Source organism: Streptomyces sp. NPDC004051 (assembly GCF_053604275.1).
In genome coordinates this window covers 34,469-49,574 of the sequence record NZ_JBSGHG010000005.1, presented here as the reverse complement: position 1 = coordinate 49,574, position 15,106 = coordinate 34,469, and the positions used below count along the sequence as shown (strand labels likewise).

Here is a 15,106-nt window from a genome sequence, read left to right as displayed (position 1 = left end):
GTCAGCTTCCTGAGCAAGACGGTTCTAGGCCGCGTCGGAGACGGGCCGCTGCGCGGGAGTGCGCCGGGTCGCCGAAGCCGAGCGGCGCCGGCCGCGTGAGGTGGCGCCGCGCTTGGAACGTTCGACCACCGGTGCGGTGATGACGACCGGGATGCCGGAGGGGGCCTGGGCGCCGGTGATGCGGTGCAGGGCCTCCGCGCCCGCGCGGACCTGGGTGGTCTGCGGGGAGATGCCGGCCATCTCCATGAGGCGGGTCATGGCGCGGCGCTGGTTCGGGGTGACCAGGGTGACGACGCTGCCGGACTCGCCGGCGCGGGCCGTGCGGCCGCCGCGGTGGAGGTAGTCCTTGTGGTCGGTCGGGGGGTCGACGTTGACGACGAGGTCGAGGCTGTCGACGTGAATGCCGCGCGCGGCGACGTTGGTCGCCACCAGCACGCTGACGTGTCCGTTCTTGAACTGCGTCAGGGTACGGGTGCGCTGCGGCTGCGACTTGCCCCCGTGCAGGGAGGCGGCCCGCACCCCGCTGTTCAGGAGGTGCTCGGTGAGGCGGTCGACGGCGTGTTTGGTGTCCAGGAACATGATCACGCGGCCGTCGCGTGCGGCGATCTCGGTGACGGCCGCGTGTTTGTCGGCGCCGTGGACGTGGAGCAGGTGGTGCTCCATCGTCGTGACCGCGCCGGCCGACGGATCGACGGAGTGCACGACGGGGTCGCTCAGGTAGCGACGCACGAGCAGGTCGACGTTGCGGTCGAGAGTGGCGGAGAACAGCATGCGCTGGCCCCCGGGGCGGACCTGGTCGAGCAGGTCGGTGACCTGCGGCATGAAGCCCATGTCGGCCATCTGGTCCGCTTCGTCGAGGACGGTGACGGCCACCCGGTCCAGGCGGCAGTCACCGCGTTCGACGAGGTCCTTGAGGCGTCCGGGGGTGGCGACGACGATCTCGACGCCACGACGCAGCGCGCCGGCCTGCCTGCCGATCGGCATCCCTCCCACGACCGTGGCCAGGCGCAGCTTCACTGCGCGGGCGTACGGCGTGAGCGCGTCGGTGACCTGCTGTGCGAGTTCACGCGTCGGTACGAGGATCAGCCCCAGCGGCTGTCGGGCCTCGGCGCGCTGCCCGGCCGTACGGGCCAACAGGGCCAGCCCGAAGGCGAGGGTCTTGCCGGAACCGGTGCGCCCCCGACCGAGGACGTCCCGGCCGGCCAGCGAGTTCGGCAGCGTCGCGGCCTGGATCGGGAACGGTGCGGTCACGCCTTGCGAGCCGAGCGCGGTCAGCAGCTCCGCGGGCATGTCGAGATCGGCGAAGTCCGGCGCCGCGGGCAGCGCCGGGGTGATCGTCTCGGGGAGGGCGAACTCACCCTGGAACGCGGTGGAGCGGCGGCTGTGACCAGGGGAACGGACCGGTCCGCCGGAGCGGCGCGGGGGCGACGATTCGAACCGGTTGCCCTTCCCCCCGGGAGCGGCGCTTCCGTTCCGAGTACGGGCGAAACGGTCGTTCGTGCGTGTGCGGTTCATGCGGAACCTTCCTCGATGCGGCACATATCAAGGAATTCCCGCAGCGATGAGCGGCGCGGAGAATTGCAAGAACAGGCCGAATGGGGCGTGAAGACAATCGTGCGCTGCGATGCGGTCGAGAGGAGATGTGCTGGGGCTCTCGAAGGGAATCCGTGGACGCGATCAAGCGGATTCCCGGAGTCGTTCCGTGGGTGAAACCACCGCGCAACGTGCATGCAGCTGGGGCCCGCACCCCGAAGGATGCGGGCCCCAGCTACGAAGTGCGCGCCGGCGTCAGGCGGGGACGATGTTCTCGGCCGTCGGGCCCTTCTGCCCCTGCGCGATGTCGAAGCTCACCTTCTGACCCTCCTGGAGCTCGCGGAAGCCCTGGGCGGCGATGTTCGAGTAGTGGGCGAAGACGTCGGGGCCGCCGCCGTCCTGCTCGATGAAGCCGAAGCCCTTTTCCGCGTTGAACCACTTCACGGTGCCAGTAGTCATGTCTTTTCTCCTTCGGGGCAGTGAGTCGGCACCCGCACTGTGCGGACGCCGTGTCGCCGCGATGATCACCCCGCCCGGAAAAAGACCGGTGCCAAAGGCGCTTCCAGTGGCACAGAAGCCGCCTGAGAAGAACTTGGAATTCGGGAACCACAACTGCAACTGCGATTGACGGTAGCACGTTGTGGCGGCCTGTGCGGGGTGAATAATTCCGCTCTGTTCGCTGCTGCAGGGAAACTGCCCGCACGTTCCGTAGAACTCTCATCCCGCCGGTACAGATATAATGTTGTCCGGACCCCGGCGATCCGTGGATTTCCGCTTCCGCCGACGGATGGCCATGGACCGTTCCTCGGCCCGGGCGTGTTCCCGGACGTCCTTGCGCAGCTCGGGCAGCCGGGGCACGAACCCGGGGTCGCCGGTGTCCATCCCGCCGAGGGCCGCGAGGGTCTCCTCGGCCGCCCGTTCCTCGGCGGGGCGGTCCTCCACGACCTGCTCGCCACCGGGGAAGCCACGCCGGGCGAGGCCGTGACCACGGGCGCTGACGACGGTGCGGAGGAGATCCCGCGCACGATGATCCAGCACAAGGTGCGACGCCTGCCGGTGATCGACGGGCACGACCCGGTCGGCATGGTCGCGCAGGGCGACGTCGCCCGCTCGCTGCCGAATCCCGAGGCCGGTGGACCTGCCCCGGGGCCTCTCCACCGACTGAGCCCCGGCCCTCCTCCCGGCCGCTTCGCCGGGAGGAGGGGGAGGACAGCGGGGCTCCGGGGCACACGGGGCGACGCGGTCACCGCCGTCACCCCGGCCGAGTCACCGGCCGGCCCGGGGCCGGACGGCCCAGCGCCAGGCGTGCCACGCGCGGCCAGTCGGCCGCCGCGCCGCCGCCCCGCCGTGCGTGCGGGCGGTGGCGCGGCACGCGGACCCGCAGCGCACCGGGCGCGCTGCGGCAGACCACGGGGGACGGCAGGACGACGTGTTCCCCGTCGATGCCGACCGGGAGGGTGTCCGTGCCGGCGTCGACGACGACTTCCTCGGCGGCCAGCCGGACGAGTGCCCCGGAGCGCGGACCGTGCACGAGGCGCGCCGCCTCGGCGGTGCTGCCGACCCGCACGCACACCAGGCCGAGGAGCCCCGTGTCCAGCCGCTCCCTGCGCCCCGGACGGGCCGCGTCCACGGCACGTCCGTAGGGGTTGTTGCTGACGAGCAGGGCCTGGAGCCCGTCGACGCGGGTGCGGCCGGCCCGTGCCCGCAGCCTGAGCGCCTCCTCGCCGGTGAGGAGGCCGGGGAGGGTGCGCAGGGTCGTGCGGGTCTTGGCGTTCCGGTACGCGGGGTCGGTGACGACGGACGCGTACGTCCCGAACGAGGCGTTGTTGACGAAGACCCGGTCCGCGGCGTACCCGAGGTCGACGCGGAGTTCGACGCCGTCCGTCAGGGCCTGCAGGGCCGTGGCCGGATCCTTGCGGTCGAGGCCGAGATCGAGGGCGAAGTGGTTGCGGGTGCCCGCGGGAACCACCATGAACGGCAGGTCGTGGCGCGCCGCGACCTCGGCCACCAGGGCCTGGGTGCCGTCGCCGCCCGCCACCGCCAGCAGGTCGGCCCCCTCGGCGACGGCCTGCCGGGCCAGCTCGACGACGTCCCGGCCCGCGTCGAGCAGGACCACCCGGCAGCCCGCCGCCCTGGCCCTCTCCGCCAGCCGGAAGCGGCCCACCTTGCCGCCGCCGGAGCGCGGGTTCATGAGGATCCAGGGGGCGCGGGGCGCCTCGGTGACGGCCTGTTCGGAGGCGGGGTGATCCGGGGTCAGGGCCGTACGCGCCGTCGTGACGGCCAGCGCCCACAGGGCCAGGGACACCAGGGCCGGCCCCAGCAGACCGAACGTGCCGTACAGGACGAGCACGGCGATCGGCGCGGCCACCGACAGGACCGCGCCGAGGGCGCGGAGCACCCCCGTGTGGGCCAGGACCCACCACACGCCGACGGCGGCGAGCGCGAGCCCCGCGACGCCGACCGGCACCCACAGCACGCTCCGCAGACCGGCGGCGACGAGCGGCACCAGGACGCTCCCCAGCAGGGCGAGCAGGGCGAGGCGGGCCCGCCCGGCCCCGCCTTCGCGTGCGGCCGGGGCCTTCGCCCCGCCGGACTGCCTCATGTCACCTCCACGCCGTTCCACCTGTCGGCCCTTCTCCTCGCGTCCCCGCGCTTCCGGGCACCCGTCGCGGGCCGCGGGTGCCCGGCGACCGGGGGCGCGGGCGGTGGAGCCCGGGTGCTCCGCCGGGCCGTGGCCGGTCGGGACCAGTTCCTTCGCCCTGCGGAACTCCTCGTCCGTGAGGGCGCCGCGGTCGCGGATCCTGGACGGCCCGGCGGGCTCGTCGACGCCGCCGGGCCGGCCGTCGGCCGTGGTCTCCCGCGCTCCCGGGCGCCCGCCGGCAGCGGGGCCGTGCCGTCTTCAGCGTGCCCGGGGCGGGCGCCGGGGGACCTCACCCGGCGGGGGTGAGGGTGCGCGCCGAGTGAGGCGCCGCCGGTGGACGGGGCACCCGCCTCGGATCAGGCGCCGGGTTCCCCATGGGCGGGGGGAGCGGCGGCCGCGAGGACCGCCAGGAGCGCCAGGACGGCCAGGGCGACACCGAGGACGAGCACCACCGCTCCGACCGTCGGACGGTTCCAGAGCACCAGTGCCAGCGCCCCGGCCGCGAAGACACCGCCGGTGATCCACGCCCGGTGGTCCGCCAGCAGGCGTCCGGCGGCCCCGGTGCCCGCTCCGGCGCGGTACAGCGCCCGGCCGGCGGCCGTCGCACCCCGTTGCGCCGTCGTGCGGACGGCGCGGGCAGGACGTCCGGGACCGTACAGGTACGCCACCAGTGCCGTGATCACCGAGACGACCAGCAGGGTGCGGGCGCTGTCACGCAGGAAGAGGACGAACGTGTCGTAGACCGTCGCCGCCGCGCCGGGCGGCAGCGTCGTGGGCGGAACCGAGTCCAGGTAGACCCGCCGGACCACGGCCAGCGCGACGAGCAGCACGACCGTCATCACGCCGACACCCGTCGCGGTGGCCATCAGCATCACGCGGTGTGCCGGGGCGGTCCACACGGCGAGCGCGGCGAGCACCACGGTCAGGACGGGCAGCCAGACGCCGAGGACGTCCAGCAGCCGCATCAGGTCCTGCGCCTTGCCCAGCTGCTCGGTCTGGAACAGGGTGATCGTCCGGTCGGTGTCCGGGATGGCGGCCGCCTGGTCGAAGCCCGCGTCGACGAGCCGCTCCCGCACCTGGTCGACGACCTGTCCCACATCCAGCCGGACGGTGTCGCCCCGGGCGCGCACGGCACCCGTGCTGTCACCGGTGAGCATGGTCACCACCGCGGTGTGCGCCCGCCGGTTGGCGCTCTCCCACGCCTGTTGGAAGGTGTCGCCGGTGATCACACGGCTGACGGTGCGGTGCACGACCGTCCTGACCTCGTCCTGCAGCGGACCGGTGAGGGACTCGGCTCCCGCCACGACGCCGGGCGGCGCCCCGGCGTCCCGGAGGGTCCGGGCGAGTGAGTCCGTCACCGCCGTGACGTCCACGTTCTCCATCACGTGGTCCGTGAGCCGGTTGATCACGACCTGCTGCACGGCCGGATCGGACGCCAGCGGTGCGACCGTCTCCACGTACCTGTCGGTGTCGGAGACCGTGTCCTGGACCCAGGCCGCGACGACGGCCAGGGGAGCGAGCAGCAGGGTCAGCGCGAGGAGGAGCGAGGAGCCCGCCACGCGTGCCCGCCGGTGGCGCACCGCCGACTGGCGGCGCAGCCGCTCGTACTCCGCTCGTTCGTCGGCGGTGAAGGCGGGTTCCGGGGTCGCGGCTCCGCCGGGGTCGGGCGGGCCCGGGGCCGTGGCCGGGTTCATGGGCGTCCCTCCGCGGCGGTCGCGGTCTCAGGCCGCCGGGGCGGGTGTGTGCGGACCCGCGGAGTGCGTCCTGCGGAGCGCGGCCCGCCAGGCGAAGGCGACCACCACCTCGGCCAGGCCGAGCAGGACGAGCCACAGCCCGAGCAACCGGGTCAGGGCGCGGGCCGATTCGGCCGGCAGGGCGAGGACCACGATCCCCGCGACGATGCCGAGCACGGCCGTGCCCAGGACGACGCCGCGGTGCGGCAGGTCTTGGGCGGCGAGGGCCGTGTAGAGGGTGAGGAGGCCGGAGACCAGCCAGAGCACCCCCACGATCAGGGAGAGCACGGCGATCGTCTGCAGCGGGTTCCGCAGGCACAGCACCCCGGTCAGGACGTACAGCACCGCCAGGAGCAGCCCCGGGAACCGTTCGTGCCCCTCCCGCGCGAAGACGGCCACGAACCGGAACGCCCCGTTCACCAGGAGGTACAGGCCGATGAGGACCGCCAGGACGTGCAGGGTCGCCTCCGGCCAGACCAGTATCAGAACGCCCGGCACCAGCGTGGTGACGGCCGAGCCCAGCAGCCAGGTCCAGGAACGGCCGAGCCGCGCGAGGGCGTGGGTGGGATCGCCCATCGGATCGAAGGGCGCTCGGCCGGGACGGCGTTCCGGCCCGGCGTGCGATGCCGGACCATGCGGCATGGCCATGGTTCCTCCTCGCGTGGAGGGGGGCGAGGACCTGACAGGACCAGCGTCACGCTTGCCGCCCGGTGCCGGGGTCACCCGTCGAGGGTGATCCCGGCACCCGGTGCAGGGGCCCCCTCACCCGGAGGGCGGTGCCCCGGGCCCGGGCGTTCTCAGTGCTTCAGGAGGATCTTGAAGGAGACGATCAGCAGGCCGATCAGCAGATTGACCGACGCGGTGGCGGCCATCAGCCGCCGGGAGGCGCCGGCACGGTGTGCCGCGGCCACGGACCAGCCCACCTGTCCGGCCACGGCGACGGCGAGGGCCAGCCAGAGGGCGCCCCGCACGTCCAGGCCCAGCAGCGGGCTGACGGCCACCGCGGCGGCGGGCGGGAGGGCGGCCTTGACGATCGGCGCCTCGTCACGGCACACGTGCAGCACCACCCGGCGGTCCGGAGCCCGCTGTGCCAGCCGCGCCCCGAACAACCGGGCGTGCACGTGCGCGATCCAGAACACCACACCGGTGAGCACCAGCAGCAGCACCAGCTCGGCGCGGGGGAACGAGCCCAGCGAGCCGGCGCCGAGCACCACGGAGGCCGCGAGCATGGACCCGTAGACGGCACCCGTGTAGTCCGCGTGGGCCCGGCGCTCGGCACGACGCGCCCGCCGGCCCGCGGCCGGACCGGCCCCGGCCCCGGTCCTGGTCCCGGTTTTGGTCCTGGTTCTGGTTCTGGACACGCCTGGCTCCCTCGGTGTCGGCCTCGGTCTCGGCGCACCGGGCCGGTGGGGACGAAGGAGCTCCCGGCCCGGAGGAAGACACCGACCTGGGTACGGGCCGGGGCCCCTTCGGACGGCCGAGGGTCGTCCGCCACCCGTGTGGTGAAGACACGGGCCGGCGCACCGGGAACGACCGGAGTCCGCCGGTGCTCCACGCCGTCCACCTCGCCGGGGCGGCCCGGTACGCCGACGGGACCGACCGGGCAGCGGCCGACGCCCGCCGCTCCGTCCATCGCACCCGAGGCACGCGCCCCGCGCCTCACCCGCCACGGGGGAAGGAACGGTGCCTTCCAGGGGCCTTGCGCACGGACGGGGCCCGGCTTTCCCCCGGCCCGGAGGTGTAGAACCGTGCCCACCGCTCACCCGGGGTGGGACCGGAAGGACACGAGCGACGGAGGCGAGCCGGCCGTGCAGCACACCCCGCCCGAGGGCGCCGCGGACATCCTGTTCATCGGCAACGCCACCCTGCTGATCCGCTACGGAGACCTGACGCTCCTGACCGATCCGAACTTCCTCCACCGCGGACAGCGGGCCCACCTCGGCTACGGGCTGGTCTCGCGCCGGGTGACCGAACCGGCCGTCGACGTGGCGGACCTGCCCCACGCGGACCTGGACGGCGTAGTGCTCTCCCATCTGCACGGCGACCACTTCGACCGGGTGGCCCGGCGGGGGCTGGACCGGAGTCTGCCGTTCGTGACCACCCGGCACGGCGCCCTCCTGCTGAAGGGCCTGTACGGCTTCCGCCACGCCACCGGCCTGCACACCTGGCAGCGCCACACCCTGCGGCACGGGGACTCCTCCGTGCGCGTCACCTCGCTGCCGGGCCGCCACGCGCCCGGTCCGGCCCGGTTCCTGCTGCCGCCGGTCATGGGCAGCCTGCTGGAATTCGGCGACCGCTCGGGGGAGACCCGGCTGGTCCTCTACCTCTCCGGCGACACCCTGATGTACGACGGTCTGCGCGAGATCGCCGAGCGGTACCCGGACATCCACCTGGCGGTCCTGCACCTCGGCGGTACGACCCTGCCCGGAGGCCTCGTGGTCACCATGGACGCCGCACAGGGCACCGACCTGCTCGACCTGCTGCGCCCGCGCCGGGCGCTGCCCGTCCACTACGACGACTACACGGTGTTCCGTTCCCCGCTCGAGGACTTCCTCGCGGAAGCCGGACGCCGGGGCCACGACGCGCGCCTGGTGCGGTGCTCCCCGGGCGAGCGCGTGACGGTCGGCGCCGGAGCCACGGCCTGACCGGCACGCCCGCGCGTCGTGCCGGGGGACCCCGGCCGCCCTGGTCCCCGGCCCCCGGTCGCCAAAGGCTCCATGACCAGCGGACGGTTTGGCCTCGCCCGATACGGACATGCGAGGTGGGTCGCCGCCGGTCCGGCGGCGACGACTGTTCTGGCCCGGAAGTCCGAAAGCGAAGGGAGCAGCCATGTCGGAGGAGGAAGCCACGGACCGTACGCCGCACGAGCGCCCGGCGATGCCGCAGGAGGAGGCGGAGATCTCTCCGCCCTACCGCTTCCAGCGCCAGCAGCGGCCGGGGCTGGAGGCCGACATGGAGGTACGCCCGAGGTACCTGGCGCCGAACTACCGCGGATCAGGGAAGCTCGACGGCAAGGTCGCGCTGATCACGGGAGGCGACTCGGGGATCGGCCGCTCGGTTGCCGTCCTCTACGCCCGGGAGGGAGCCGACGTGGCCGTCGTCCACCTGCCGGAGGAAGAGCGTGACGCCGCCGAGACACAAGAAGCGGTGGAGAAGGAGGGACGCACGTGCCTGCTGCTGCCGGGCGATCTGTGCGATCCGTCCTTCTGCACCGACGTCGTCGAGCGGACGGTGGCAGAACTGGGCGGTCTCAACATCCTGGTGAGCAACGCCGCATACCTCAACAGCCAGAACGATCTGTCGGAGCTGACCGCCGAGGACTTCGACCGGGTCTTCAAGACGAACACCTACGCCTACTTCCATCTGGTGATGGCGGCCCTGCCGCATCTCTCCCACGGAGACGCCGTGATCGCCACCGCCTCCGAGGAAGCGCTCAAGGGCAGCGAGATGATGATGGACTACGCGGCCTCGAAGGCCGCCGTGGTCGTCTTCACCAAGTCCATCGCCTCTCATCTGGCCCAGCGCGGCATCCGTGCCAACGTCGTCTCGCCCGGGCCCACGTGGACCGTGCTCAACCTGGCGGGCCAGCGCTTCCCCGACGACTACCTGACGAATCTGGGTGCTTCGGCCCCCATGGGGCGGGTGGCCCAGCCGGAGGAAGTGGCTCCCGCCTACGTTCACCTGGCATCCGACGCGGACTCCAGCTTCACGGTCGGCGAGGTGATAGCCGTCACCGGCGGGCTGACCGACACCCGTTGAGGCCCTCGGACCACAGGTCCCGTGCGACCGGGGCCGGCTCGGGCCACGGGCCCGGGAAGACCGTGAAGCGAGTCGCACCCCTCACCGGACAGGCCCGTCCGAAAGAGGGGCGAGGCTGAACACCGGGTTCAGCATGATCTAGCGCGGAACCCCGGGCGTTCACGCCCGGGAGGAAGCGCTTCTCAAGACAGGGGTAACCCGCACGGGTGCACGGGTCCGCACTGTTGGCCTCAGCCGGGACGCTTCTGGTTCTCGATGTACTCCTTGATGATCGTCAGCGGTGCGCCGCCGCAGGACGCGGCGAAGTAGGACGGGGACCAGAAGTGGTCGCCCCACAGGTACGTGCGGATGTGGCCGGGGAACTCCTGGCGGAGCCTGCGGGCGGAGACGCCCTTGAGGGAGCCGACCAGCCGGGAGACGGCGACCTTGGGCGGGTAGTGCACGAGCAGGTGGACGTGATCGCGCTCGCCGTTGAACTCCACCAGCTCGGTTTCGAAGTCGGCGCACACGGCCCGCATGATCTCTTCGCAGCGCGTGAGGATCTCGTCGGTGAACGGGCCGCGCCGATACTTGGGCGTGAAGACCAAGTGGGCGTGCAGGGTGTGGACGACCGTTCGACCCCTACGGACGTCGGGGTTTGGCTCCCAGCGTGGTGACATAGACCAACTGTAGTACGATGCCCGGCATGAAGATCGTGACGCAGGTGAAGCTGATGCCGGAGGCCGACCAGGCCACCGCTCTGTCGGCGACCCTGCGCACGGTCAACGACCTGGCATGCTGGGTCTCCGAGGTGGCGTTCGCCCATGGTGTGCCGCGTGAGTACGAGCTGCGCAAGCACACCTACCCGCGCCTCAGGGCCGAAGGGCTCGGGGCGCAGGCCGCGCAACACGTGATCAAGAAGGTGCGCGATGCGTACACCACGCTGCACGCCAACATCCGCGCCGGAAACCTCGGCAAGCCGAAGTCGAAGCGCCGGATCAAGGCCGGGTCGAAGCCGATCGCGTTCCGTCCCCAGGCCGCGCAGCCATATGACGACCGGTGTGTGAGCTGGCAGTACGATGCACAGACCGTGTCCATCTGGACGACTGCCGGGCGCCTCAAGAACGTCCGCTTCGTCTGCTCCGCCGACGCACTCAAGGCGCTCCGCGAGTACCGCAAGGGCGAGGCAGACCTGATCGAGCGTGACGGGGCCTTCTACCTGGTCGCCACCTGCGAGGTCCCCGAGGCCGAGACGTACGAGCCGGACGGCTTCATCGGCGTGGACCTCGGCATCGTCAACATCGCCACCACGTCCACCGGCTACCAGTCCGCCGGGCGCGGTCTCAACCGCTACCGCAAGCGTCAGCTTGCCCTGCGGGCCAAGCTCCAGAAGAAGCGCACCAAGTCCGCCAAGCGCCGGTTGAAGGAGCGCTCCCGCCGCGAACAGCGGCACGTCAAGAACACCAACCACATCATCGCCAAGACGATCGTGACCGAGGCTGAACGCACCTCGGCCGGGATCTCCCTGGAAGAACTCAAGGGAATCCGGCAGAGGGTACGGCTTCGCAAGCCCCAACGGGTCGCACTCCACTCCTGGGCCTTTGCCCAGCTCGGAGACTTCATCGTCTACAAGGCCAAGCGGGCGGGTGTGCCCCTGGTCTTCGTTGATCCCGCGTACACGTCGCAGACGTGCGCCGAATGCGGCCACGTCGACAAGCGCAACCGTGTCGACCAGGGGCTTTTCATCTGCCGGGGGTGCGGGGTCGTTGCCCACGCCGACCGGAATGCTTCCCACAACATCGCTACCCGTGGCGAGAGCGTGTGGAATGCGGGGCGTGAGTCACGCGTCCCTGCCACCCCATAACGGGGTGTCTGGACGGAGGAGTCCACCCAGCAGCCGGTTGGGCGCTACCTCCAAGCCCGGTCCTTCAGGGCCGGGTCAAGTTGACTCCTCGCGGACGCTGAGCAGGTCGCCGGGCTGGCAGTCCAGTTCGCGGCAGATCGCGGTGAGGGTGGAGAAGCGGATCGCCTTCGCCCGGTCGTTCTTCAGGACGGAGAGGTTGACCACCGTCACCCCGACCCTGGCCGCCAGTTCGGACAGGGTCATGCCGCGGTCGGCCAGCAGCCGGTCCAGGTGGACCCGGACCCGGTGCTCCTCCTCCGGCGGCATCAGACCAGCCCCTCGGTGTCGGCCCGCAGCTTCGTACCGCGGCGGAAGACCTCGCTCAGGGCCAGGACGAGGAGGGCGAGCAGGACGTACTCGCCGGAGAAGGTGGCCGAGACGGGGATCAGGTCGGCCAGGGGGGTGCCGCTCACCAGCTCCTGCGTGGTGAACGACAGCAGCATCGGGGAGAGGACGCCCTGCACCAGCACCACGATTCCCATGACGCTCAGGCGCCGGGCGTTCCTCGGTACGAAGACGTCGCCACCGCGCAGGGTCCTGGCGATCTGGAGGAGGAGGACCAGGACGAGGAGCAGGAGCAGGCTGTCGACGAACTCCGGCAGGGCGAGCAGCAGGCGCTCGCCCGGGTCGGGGTCGGTGAGGACGAGGTCGGCGCGGTGGGTGCCGGTGAGAGTCATGCCGTGGCCCGCCGCCGCGTCGGCCACGGTGTCCGGGACCGGGGCCGTGGTCCCGGTGTCGACCTCGACCTCGCGGGTGTCCACCGGGTCGACGAGGCCGACCACCCCGAGGGCCGGGGCCAGCACCCCGAAGAAGCCGACCAGCAGAACGGCCAGCCCCAGGACCGCCCCCAGCAGCCGCTCGTCGGCCTGGCTCCACGAAGGCTTCGTACGCATGCTTCCCCCATCCGCTCACCATCAACATATCGATTGTCGATACTATCGATATTCGATAAGCGTGTTGTCAAGCCCAGGCGCCCGAGAGCCTGTGACCCAGGTCACACCGCATGGAGCGGTGACTTCTCCTCGTGCCGTCGGTCATACGAGCGACAACGACCACACCGGCACGAGAGAGGCCCGGCCATGACTCACACGCCCAGCGCGACCCGGCACCCCGCTTCCGTCGCGTCCGCGGCACGACCGGTGGCACGGCAGGCTCTGGCCGGGGGCGTGGTGGCGGGCCCCCTGTTCCTCGTGCTCGGCCTCGCCCAGGGCCTCGCACGGGACGGCTTCGACTTCACCCGCAACGCCATCAGTCAGCTCGCCCTCGGGGAGGCGGGCTGGATCCAGACGGTGAACTTCCTGCTCACCGGAGTGCTGCTGGTCGTGGGGGCGACCGGTCTGCGCCGGGCGCTGCGGGACGAGGCGGGCGGCACCTGGGGGCCGGTCCTGGTCGGGGTGTTCGGCGCCTCGTTCTGGGCCGCCGCGATCTTCCCGGCCGACCCGGGGGCCGGTTTCCCCGCCGGCGCGCCCGACACCGCCACGCTGAGCGGTCACGGTGCCGCGCACATGGCGGCCGGGACGGTCGGCTACCTCGCCCTGTGCGCGGCGTTCGTCGTTCTGGCCCGCCCGCTCGCCGCCGGGGGCCACCACGGCTGGGCCCGCGCCTCGCGCCTCGTCCCGGTGGCCGTCCTGGCCGGCTTCACGGCCTCCGCCGCCTTCGTGCCGGCCTTCACCGCGGGCGCCGGCCTCGGCCTGCTGTGGCTGGCCGCGGTGACGGCCCGGCTGGCCGCCACCCCGGCAAACCGCTAGCCGCCCGCCGCTGCGGCGGACATCATCGACACCACCAAGAGCACTCGGACCAGAAAGGAAACGGGGCATCCCATGACCGGTGCAGTGAAGGGTCCCGCAAGCTACTTCCCCTCCATCGAGAAGAAGTACGGCCGTCCGATCGCCGAGTGGAAGGAGCTCATCCGCACCTCCCCGCTCACCAAGCACATGGAGCTCGTCAACTGGCTCAAGACGGAACACGGCCTCGGCCACGGTCACGCCAACGCCCTCGTCGCCCACACCCTCGCCGAGGACGCGGGCAGGTGACCGGGCCGGGCCCCGCCGCCTACGCGCGCCAGTAGCCGCGGCGGAGCAGGACCGCCAGGGGGACGATCTCGATGCGGCCGAGGAGCATGAGGGCGGTGAGGATCACCTTCGACAGGAGCCCGAGCGGGGCGTAGGAACCGAACGGGCCGACCTCGCCGAACGCCGGGCCGACGTTGCCGAGGCAGGCCGCGGCGGCGCCGAGCGCGGTGAACGCCCCGGTTCCGGTCGTGTCCGCCCCGGCGTCGAGGGCGAGGCCGAACGTCCCGAGCGCGAGGGCGAGCAGATAGAGGAGAGCGAACACGAGCGCCGAGCGGAGCACGGGGTTGTCGACCACGCGCCCGCTCACCCGCACGGGGAGAACGGCGTCGGGGTGAACGGCCTGCTCCAGCTCGTGGCGGGCGAAGCGGAAGAGGAGGAGATGGCGGACGACCTTGATCGAGCCGCTCGCCGACCCGGCGCAGGCCCCGACGAACATCAGCGCCAGCAGGGTGAGCGCCGCGAGTGTTCCCCAACTCGCCCAGTCCAGGGTCGCGAAACCGGTGGTGGTCATCACCGAGACCGCCTGGAAGGCCGCGTGCCGGACGCCGCCGAGCCCGTCCAACGTGCCCTCGGTGAACAGCTCGGCCCCCAGGACGGACGTGCTCACCGCCAGCAGGACGAGATACAGGCGCAGCTCCTCGTCACGGGAGACGGCCCGGATCCGGCGCAGTGCGACGAGGCGGTACAGCCGCAGCAGGTTCACCCCGGCCACCACCATCAGCCCGCACAGCACCCACTGCGTCACCGGCGCGAGGCCCCGGGCCGAGTCGGCCTCCGGGGCGAACCCGCCGAGGGACACGGCGGACGTCGCGTAGGAGAACGCGTTGAAGAGACCCATCCGCGGGTCCAGCCCGGCCCACCCCAGGCAGGCCAGGAACAGGACGCCGGTCACCGTCACCGCGAGGTAGACCTTCCACAGCCGTCGGGCGGTCCCGCGGACGGTCGCGCCGAGCGACTCCATCTCGACCGGCCCCGGCAGCTCGGAGCGCAGGAGTTCGCGTCCGCCGATGCGCAGCCGCGGCAGCACCGCGAGCGCGAGCACGATGATGCCCAGGCCGCCCAGCCAGTGGGTGAGCTGCCGCCAGAACAGCATGTCGGGTCCGAGTGCGTCCACGTCGGTCAGGACGGTCGCGCCGGTGGCGGTGAACCCCGACATCGCCTCGAAGTAGGCGTCGACCGGGTGGTCGAGCTGCGGAACGCGGCCGAGCACGAACGGCAGCGCGCCGAACGCGGGCACGAGCAGCCAGACGGCGACGACGACGAGGAAGCCCTCGCGGATGTCCAGCGGGGGCCGCTCGCCCGTCAGACGCTTGAGCGCCAGGCCCGTCACGGCCACGGCGAGTCCGCTGACGAGGAAGGGCCACGGGGGCTCGCCGGCGGCGAGCGCGACGACCGCCGGCGCAACGAACGCGAGCGCGAACCACGCGAGCAGAGCGCCCACGACCCCCAGCGCGGTCCGCACGTCGACGCCGATCCGCCCGCGCGG

The 15,106-nt window shown here is 72.3% G+C and carries 16 protein-coding genes; 5 read left to right on the top strand and 11 right to left on the bottom strand.

Features of this window, described 5'->3' with window-relative positions; genetic code table 11:
• Window positions 1-24: 24 nt before the first annotated feature.
• The 7 genes from ACWEQO_RS08490 to ACWEQO_RS08460 form a co-directional block, all read right to left on the bottom strand.
• Entirely contained in the window at window positions 25-1,515 is a 1,491-nt protein-coding gene (locus tag ACWEQO_RS08490; RefSeq protein WP_452980389.1) for a DEAD/DEAH box helicase, read from the bottom strand.
• 273 nt (window positions 1,516-1,788) lie between these two features.
• Entirely contained in the window at window positions 1,789-1,992 is a 204-nt protein-coding gene (locus tag ACWEQO_RS08485; protein ID WP_048585022.1) for a cold-shock protein, read from the bottom strand.
• A 258-nt stretch (window positions 1,993-2,250) separates the two neighbouring features.
• Window positions 2,251-2,571 (bottom strand): hypothetical protein, encoded by a 321-nt coding sequence (locus ACWEQO_RS08480; protein WP_452980385.1) that lies wholly within the window; start codon window positions 2,569-2,571, stop codon window positions 2,251-2,253.
• Between the two features lie 214 nt (window positions 2,572-2,785).
• Complete coding sequence (locus ACWEQO_RS08475; protein WP_452980382.1) at window positions 2,786-4,135, bottom strand: diacylglycerol/lipid kinase family protein; 1,350 nt, start codon at window positions 4,133-4,135, stop codon at window positions 2,786-2,788.
• 395 nt (window positions 4,136-4,530) lie between these two features.
• The gene (locus ACWEQO_RS08470) at window positions 4,531-5,868 is read right to left on the bottom strand and encodes a hypothetical protein (protein ID WP_361451974.1); all 1,338 of its coding nucleotides are present in this window, start codon (window positions 5,866-5,868) and stop codon (window positions 4,531-4,533) included.
• Between the two features lie 27 nt (window positions 5,869-5,895).
• On the bottom strand, window positions 5,896-6,555 hold the full coding sequence (locus ACWEQO_RS08465) for an HdeD family acid-resistance protein (protein WP_452980379.1): 660 nt from the start codon (window positions 6,553-6,555) through the stop codon (window positions 5,896-5,898).
• Window positions 6,556-6,704: 149 nt separating this feature from the next.
• Window positions 6,705-7,268, bottom strand: a complete 564-nt coding sequence (locus ACWEQO_RS08460) for a hypothetical protein (protein WP_361451980.1) — start codon at window positions 7,266-7,268, stop codon at window positions 6,705-6,707.
• A gap of 447 nt (window positions 7,269-7,715) precedes the next feature.
• On the opposite strand from ACWEQO_RS08460, the gene ACWEQO_RS08455 reads away from it, so the two are divergent.
• On the top strand, window positions 7,716-8,552 hold the full coding sequence (locus tag ACWEQO_RS08455) for an MBL fold metallo-hydrolase (protein WP_452980743.1): 837 nt from the start codon (window positions 7,716-7,718) through the stop codon (window positions 8,550-8,552).
• Between the two features lie 184 nt (window positions 8,553-8,736).
• Window positions 8,737-9,666 (top strand): SDR family oxidoreductase, encoded by a 930-nt coding sequence (locus ACWEQO_RS08450; protein ID WP_452980376.1) that lies wholly within the window; start codon window positions 8,737-8,739, stop codon window positions 9,664-9,666.
• A gap of 230 nt (window positions 9,667-9,896) precedes the next feature.
• Here ACWEQO_RS08450 and tnpA read toward each other — a convergent pair whose 3' ends face one another.
• Window positions 9,897-10,325, bottom strand: coding sequence for an IS200/IS605 family transposase (tnpA, locus tag ACWEQO_RS08445; RefSeq protein WP_361456768.1), 429 nt, complete (start codon window positions 10,323-10,325; stop codon window positions 9,897-9,899).
• A 26-nt stretch (window positions 10,326-10,351) separates the two neighbouring features.
• Between tnpA and ACWEQO_RS08440 the strand changes: the two genes are divergently transcribed.
• Window positions 10,352-11,509 carry an RNA-guided endonuclease InsQ/TnpB family protein gene (locus ACWEQO_RS08440; RefSeq protein WP_361456771.1) on the top strand — a complete coding sequence of 386 codons (1,158 nt, stop codon included), beginning with the start codon at window positions 10,352-10,354 and terminating at the stop codon, window positions 11,507-11,509.
• A gap of 75 nt (window positions 11,510-11,584) precedes the next feature.
• Here ACWEQO_RS08440 and ACWEQO_RS08435 read toward each other — a convergent pair whose 3' ends face one another.
• Both ACWEQO_RS08435 and ACWEQO_RS08430 read right to left on the bottom strand, forming a co-directional pair.
• Window positions 11,585-11,815 carry a helix-turn-helix domain-containing protein gene (locus tag ACWEQO_RS08435; RefSeq protein ID WP_452980371.1) on the bottom strand — a complete coding sequence of 77 codons (231 nt, stop codon included), beginning with the start codon at window positions 11,813-11,815 and terminating at the stop codon, window positions 11,585-11,587.
• Entirely contained in the window at window positions 11,815-12,441 is a 627-nt protein-coding gene (locus ACWEQO_RS08430; protein WP_452980368.1) for a DUF2975 domain-containing protein, read from the bottom strand. The genes ACWEQO_RS08435 and ACWEQO_RS08430 overlap by 1 nt, the downstream gene beginning before the upstream one ends.
• A gap of 186 nt (window positions 12,442-12,627) precedes the next feature.
• Between ACWEQO_RS08430 and ACWEQO_RS08425 the strand changes: the two genes are divergently transcribed.
• Together ACWEQO_RS08425 and ACWEQO_RS08420 are read left to right on the top strand one after the other, a co-directional pair.
• Window positions 12,628-13,296, top strand: a complete 669-nt coding sequence (locus tag ACWEQO_RS08425; RefSeq protein ID WP_361451989.1) for a DUF998 domain-containing protein — start codon at window positions 12,628-12,630, stop codon at window positions 13,294-13,296.
• A gap of 72 nt (window positions 13,297-13,368) precedes the next feature.
• Entirely contained in the window at window positions 13,369-13,581 is a 213-nt protein-coding gene (locus ACWEQO_RS08420) for a DUF4287 domain-containing protein (RefSeq protein ID WP_361451992.1), read from the top strand.
• 19 nt (window positions 13,582-13,600) lie between these two features.
• Here ACWEQO_RS08420 and ACWEQO_RS08415 read toward each other — a convergent pair whose 3' ends face one another.
• Entirely contained in the window at window positions 13,601-15,061 is a 1,461-nt protein-coding gene (locus ACWEQO_RS08415; RefSeq protein WP_452980363.1) for a TrkH family potassium uptake protein, read from the bottom strand.
• Between the last annotated feature and the right edge of the window lie 45 nt (window positions 15,062-15,106).

Bases quoted from the DNA above. Each gene is read 5' to 3' on its own strand.
- ACWEQO_RS08440 (WP_361456771.1), top strand. From the start codon at position 10,352: ATGAAGATCGTGACGCAGGTGAAGCTGATGCCGGAGGCCGACCAGGCC.
- ACWEQO_RS08450 (WP_452980376.1), top strand. From the start codon at position 8,737: ATGTCGGAGGAGGAAGCCACGGACCGTACGCCGCACGAGCGCCCGGCG.
- ACWEQO_RS08490 (WP_452980389.1), bottom strand. From the start codon at position 1,515: ATGAACCGCACACGCACGAACGACCGTTTCGCCCGTACTCGGAACGGA.
- ACWEQO_RS08435 (WP_452980371.1), bottom strand. From the start codon at position 11,815: ATGCCGCCGGAGGAGGAGCACCGGGTCCGGGTCCACCTGGACCGGCTG.
- ACWEQO_RS08430 (WP_452980368.1), bottom strand. From the start codon at position 12,441: ATGCGTACGAAGCCTTCGTGGAGCCAGGCCGACGAGCGGCTGCTGGGG.
- ACWEQO_RS08475 (WP_452980382.1), bottom strand. From the start codon at position 4,135: ATGAGGCAGTCCGGCGGGGCGAAGGCCCCGGCCGCACGCGAAGGCGGG.
- ACWEQO_RS08470 (WP_361451974.1), bottom strand. From the start codon at position 5,868: ATGAACCCGGCCACGGCCCCGGGCCCGCCCGACCCCGGCGGAGCCGCG.
- ACWEQO_RS08420 (WP_361451992.1), top strand. From the start codon at position 13,369: ATGACCGGTGCAGTGAAGGGTCCCGCAAGCTACTTCCCCTCCATCGAG.
- ACWEQO_RS08485 (WP_048585022.1), bottom strand. From the start codon at position 1,992: ATGACTACTGGCACCGTGAAGTGGTTCAACGCGGAAAAGGGCTTCGGC.
- ACWEQO_RS08465 (WP_452980379.1), bottom strand. From the start codon at position 6,555: ATGGCCATGCCGCATGGTCCGGCATCGCACGCCGGGCCGGAACGCCGT.
- ACWEQO_RS08425 (WP_361451989.1), top strand. From the start codon at position 12,628: ATGACTCACACGCCCAGCGCGACCCGGCACCCCGCTTCCGTCGCGTCC.
- tnpA (WP_361456768.1), bottom strand. From the start codon at position 10,325: ATGTCACCACGCTGGGAGCCAAACCCCGACGTCCGTAGGGGTCGAACG.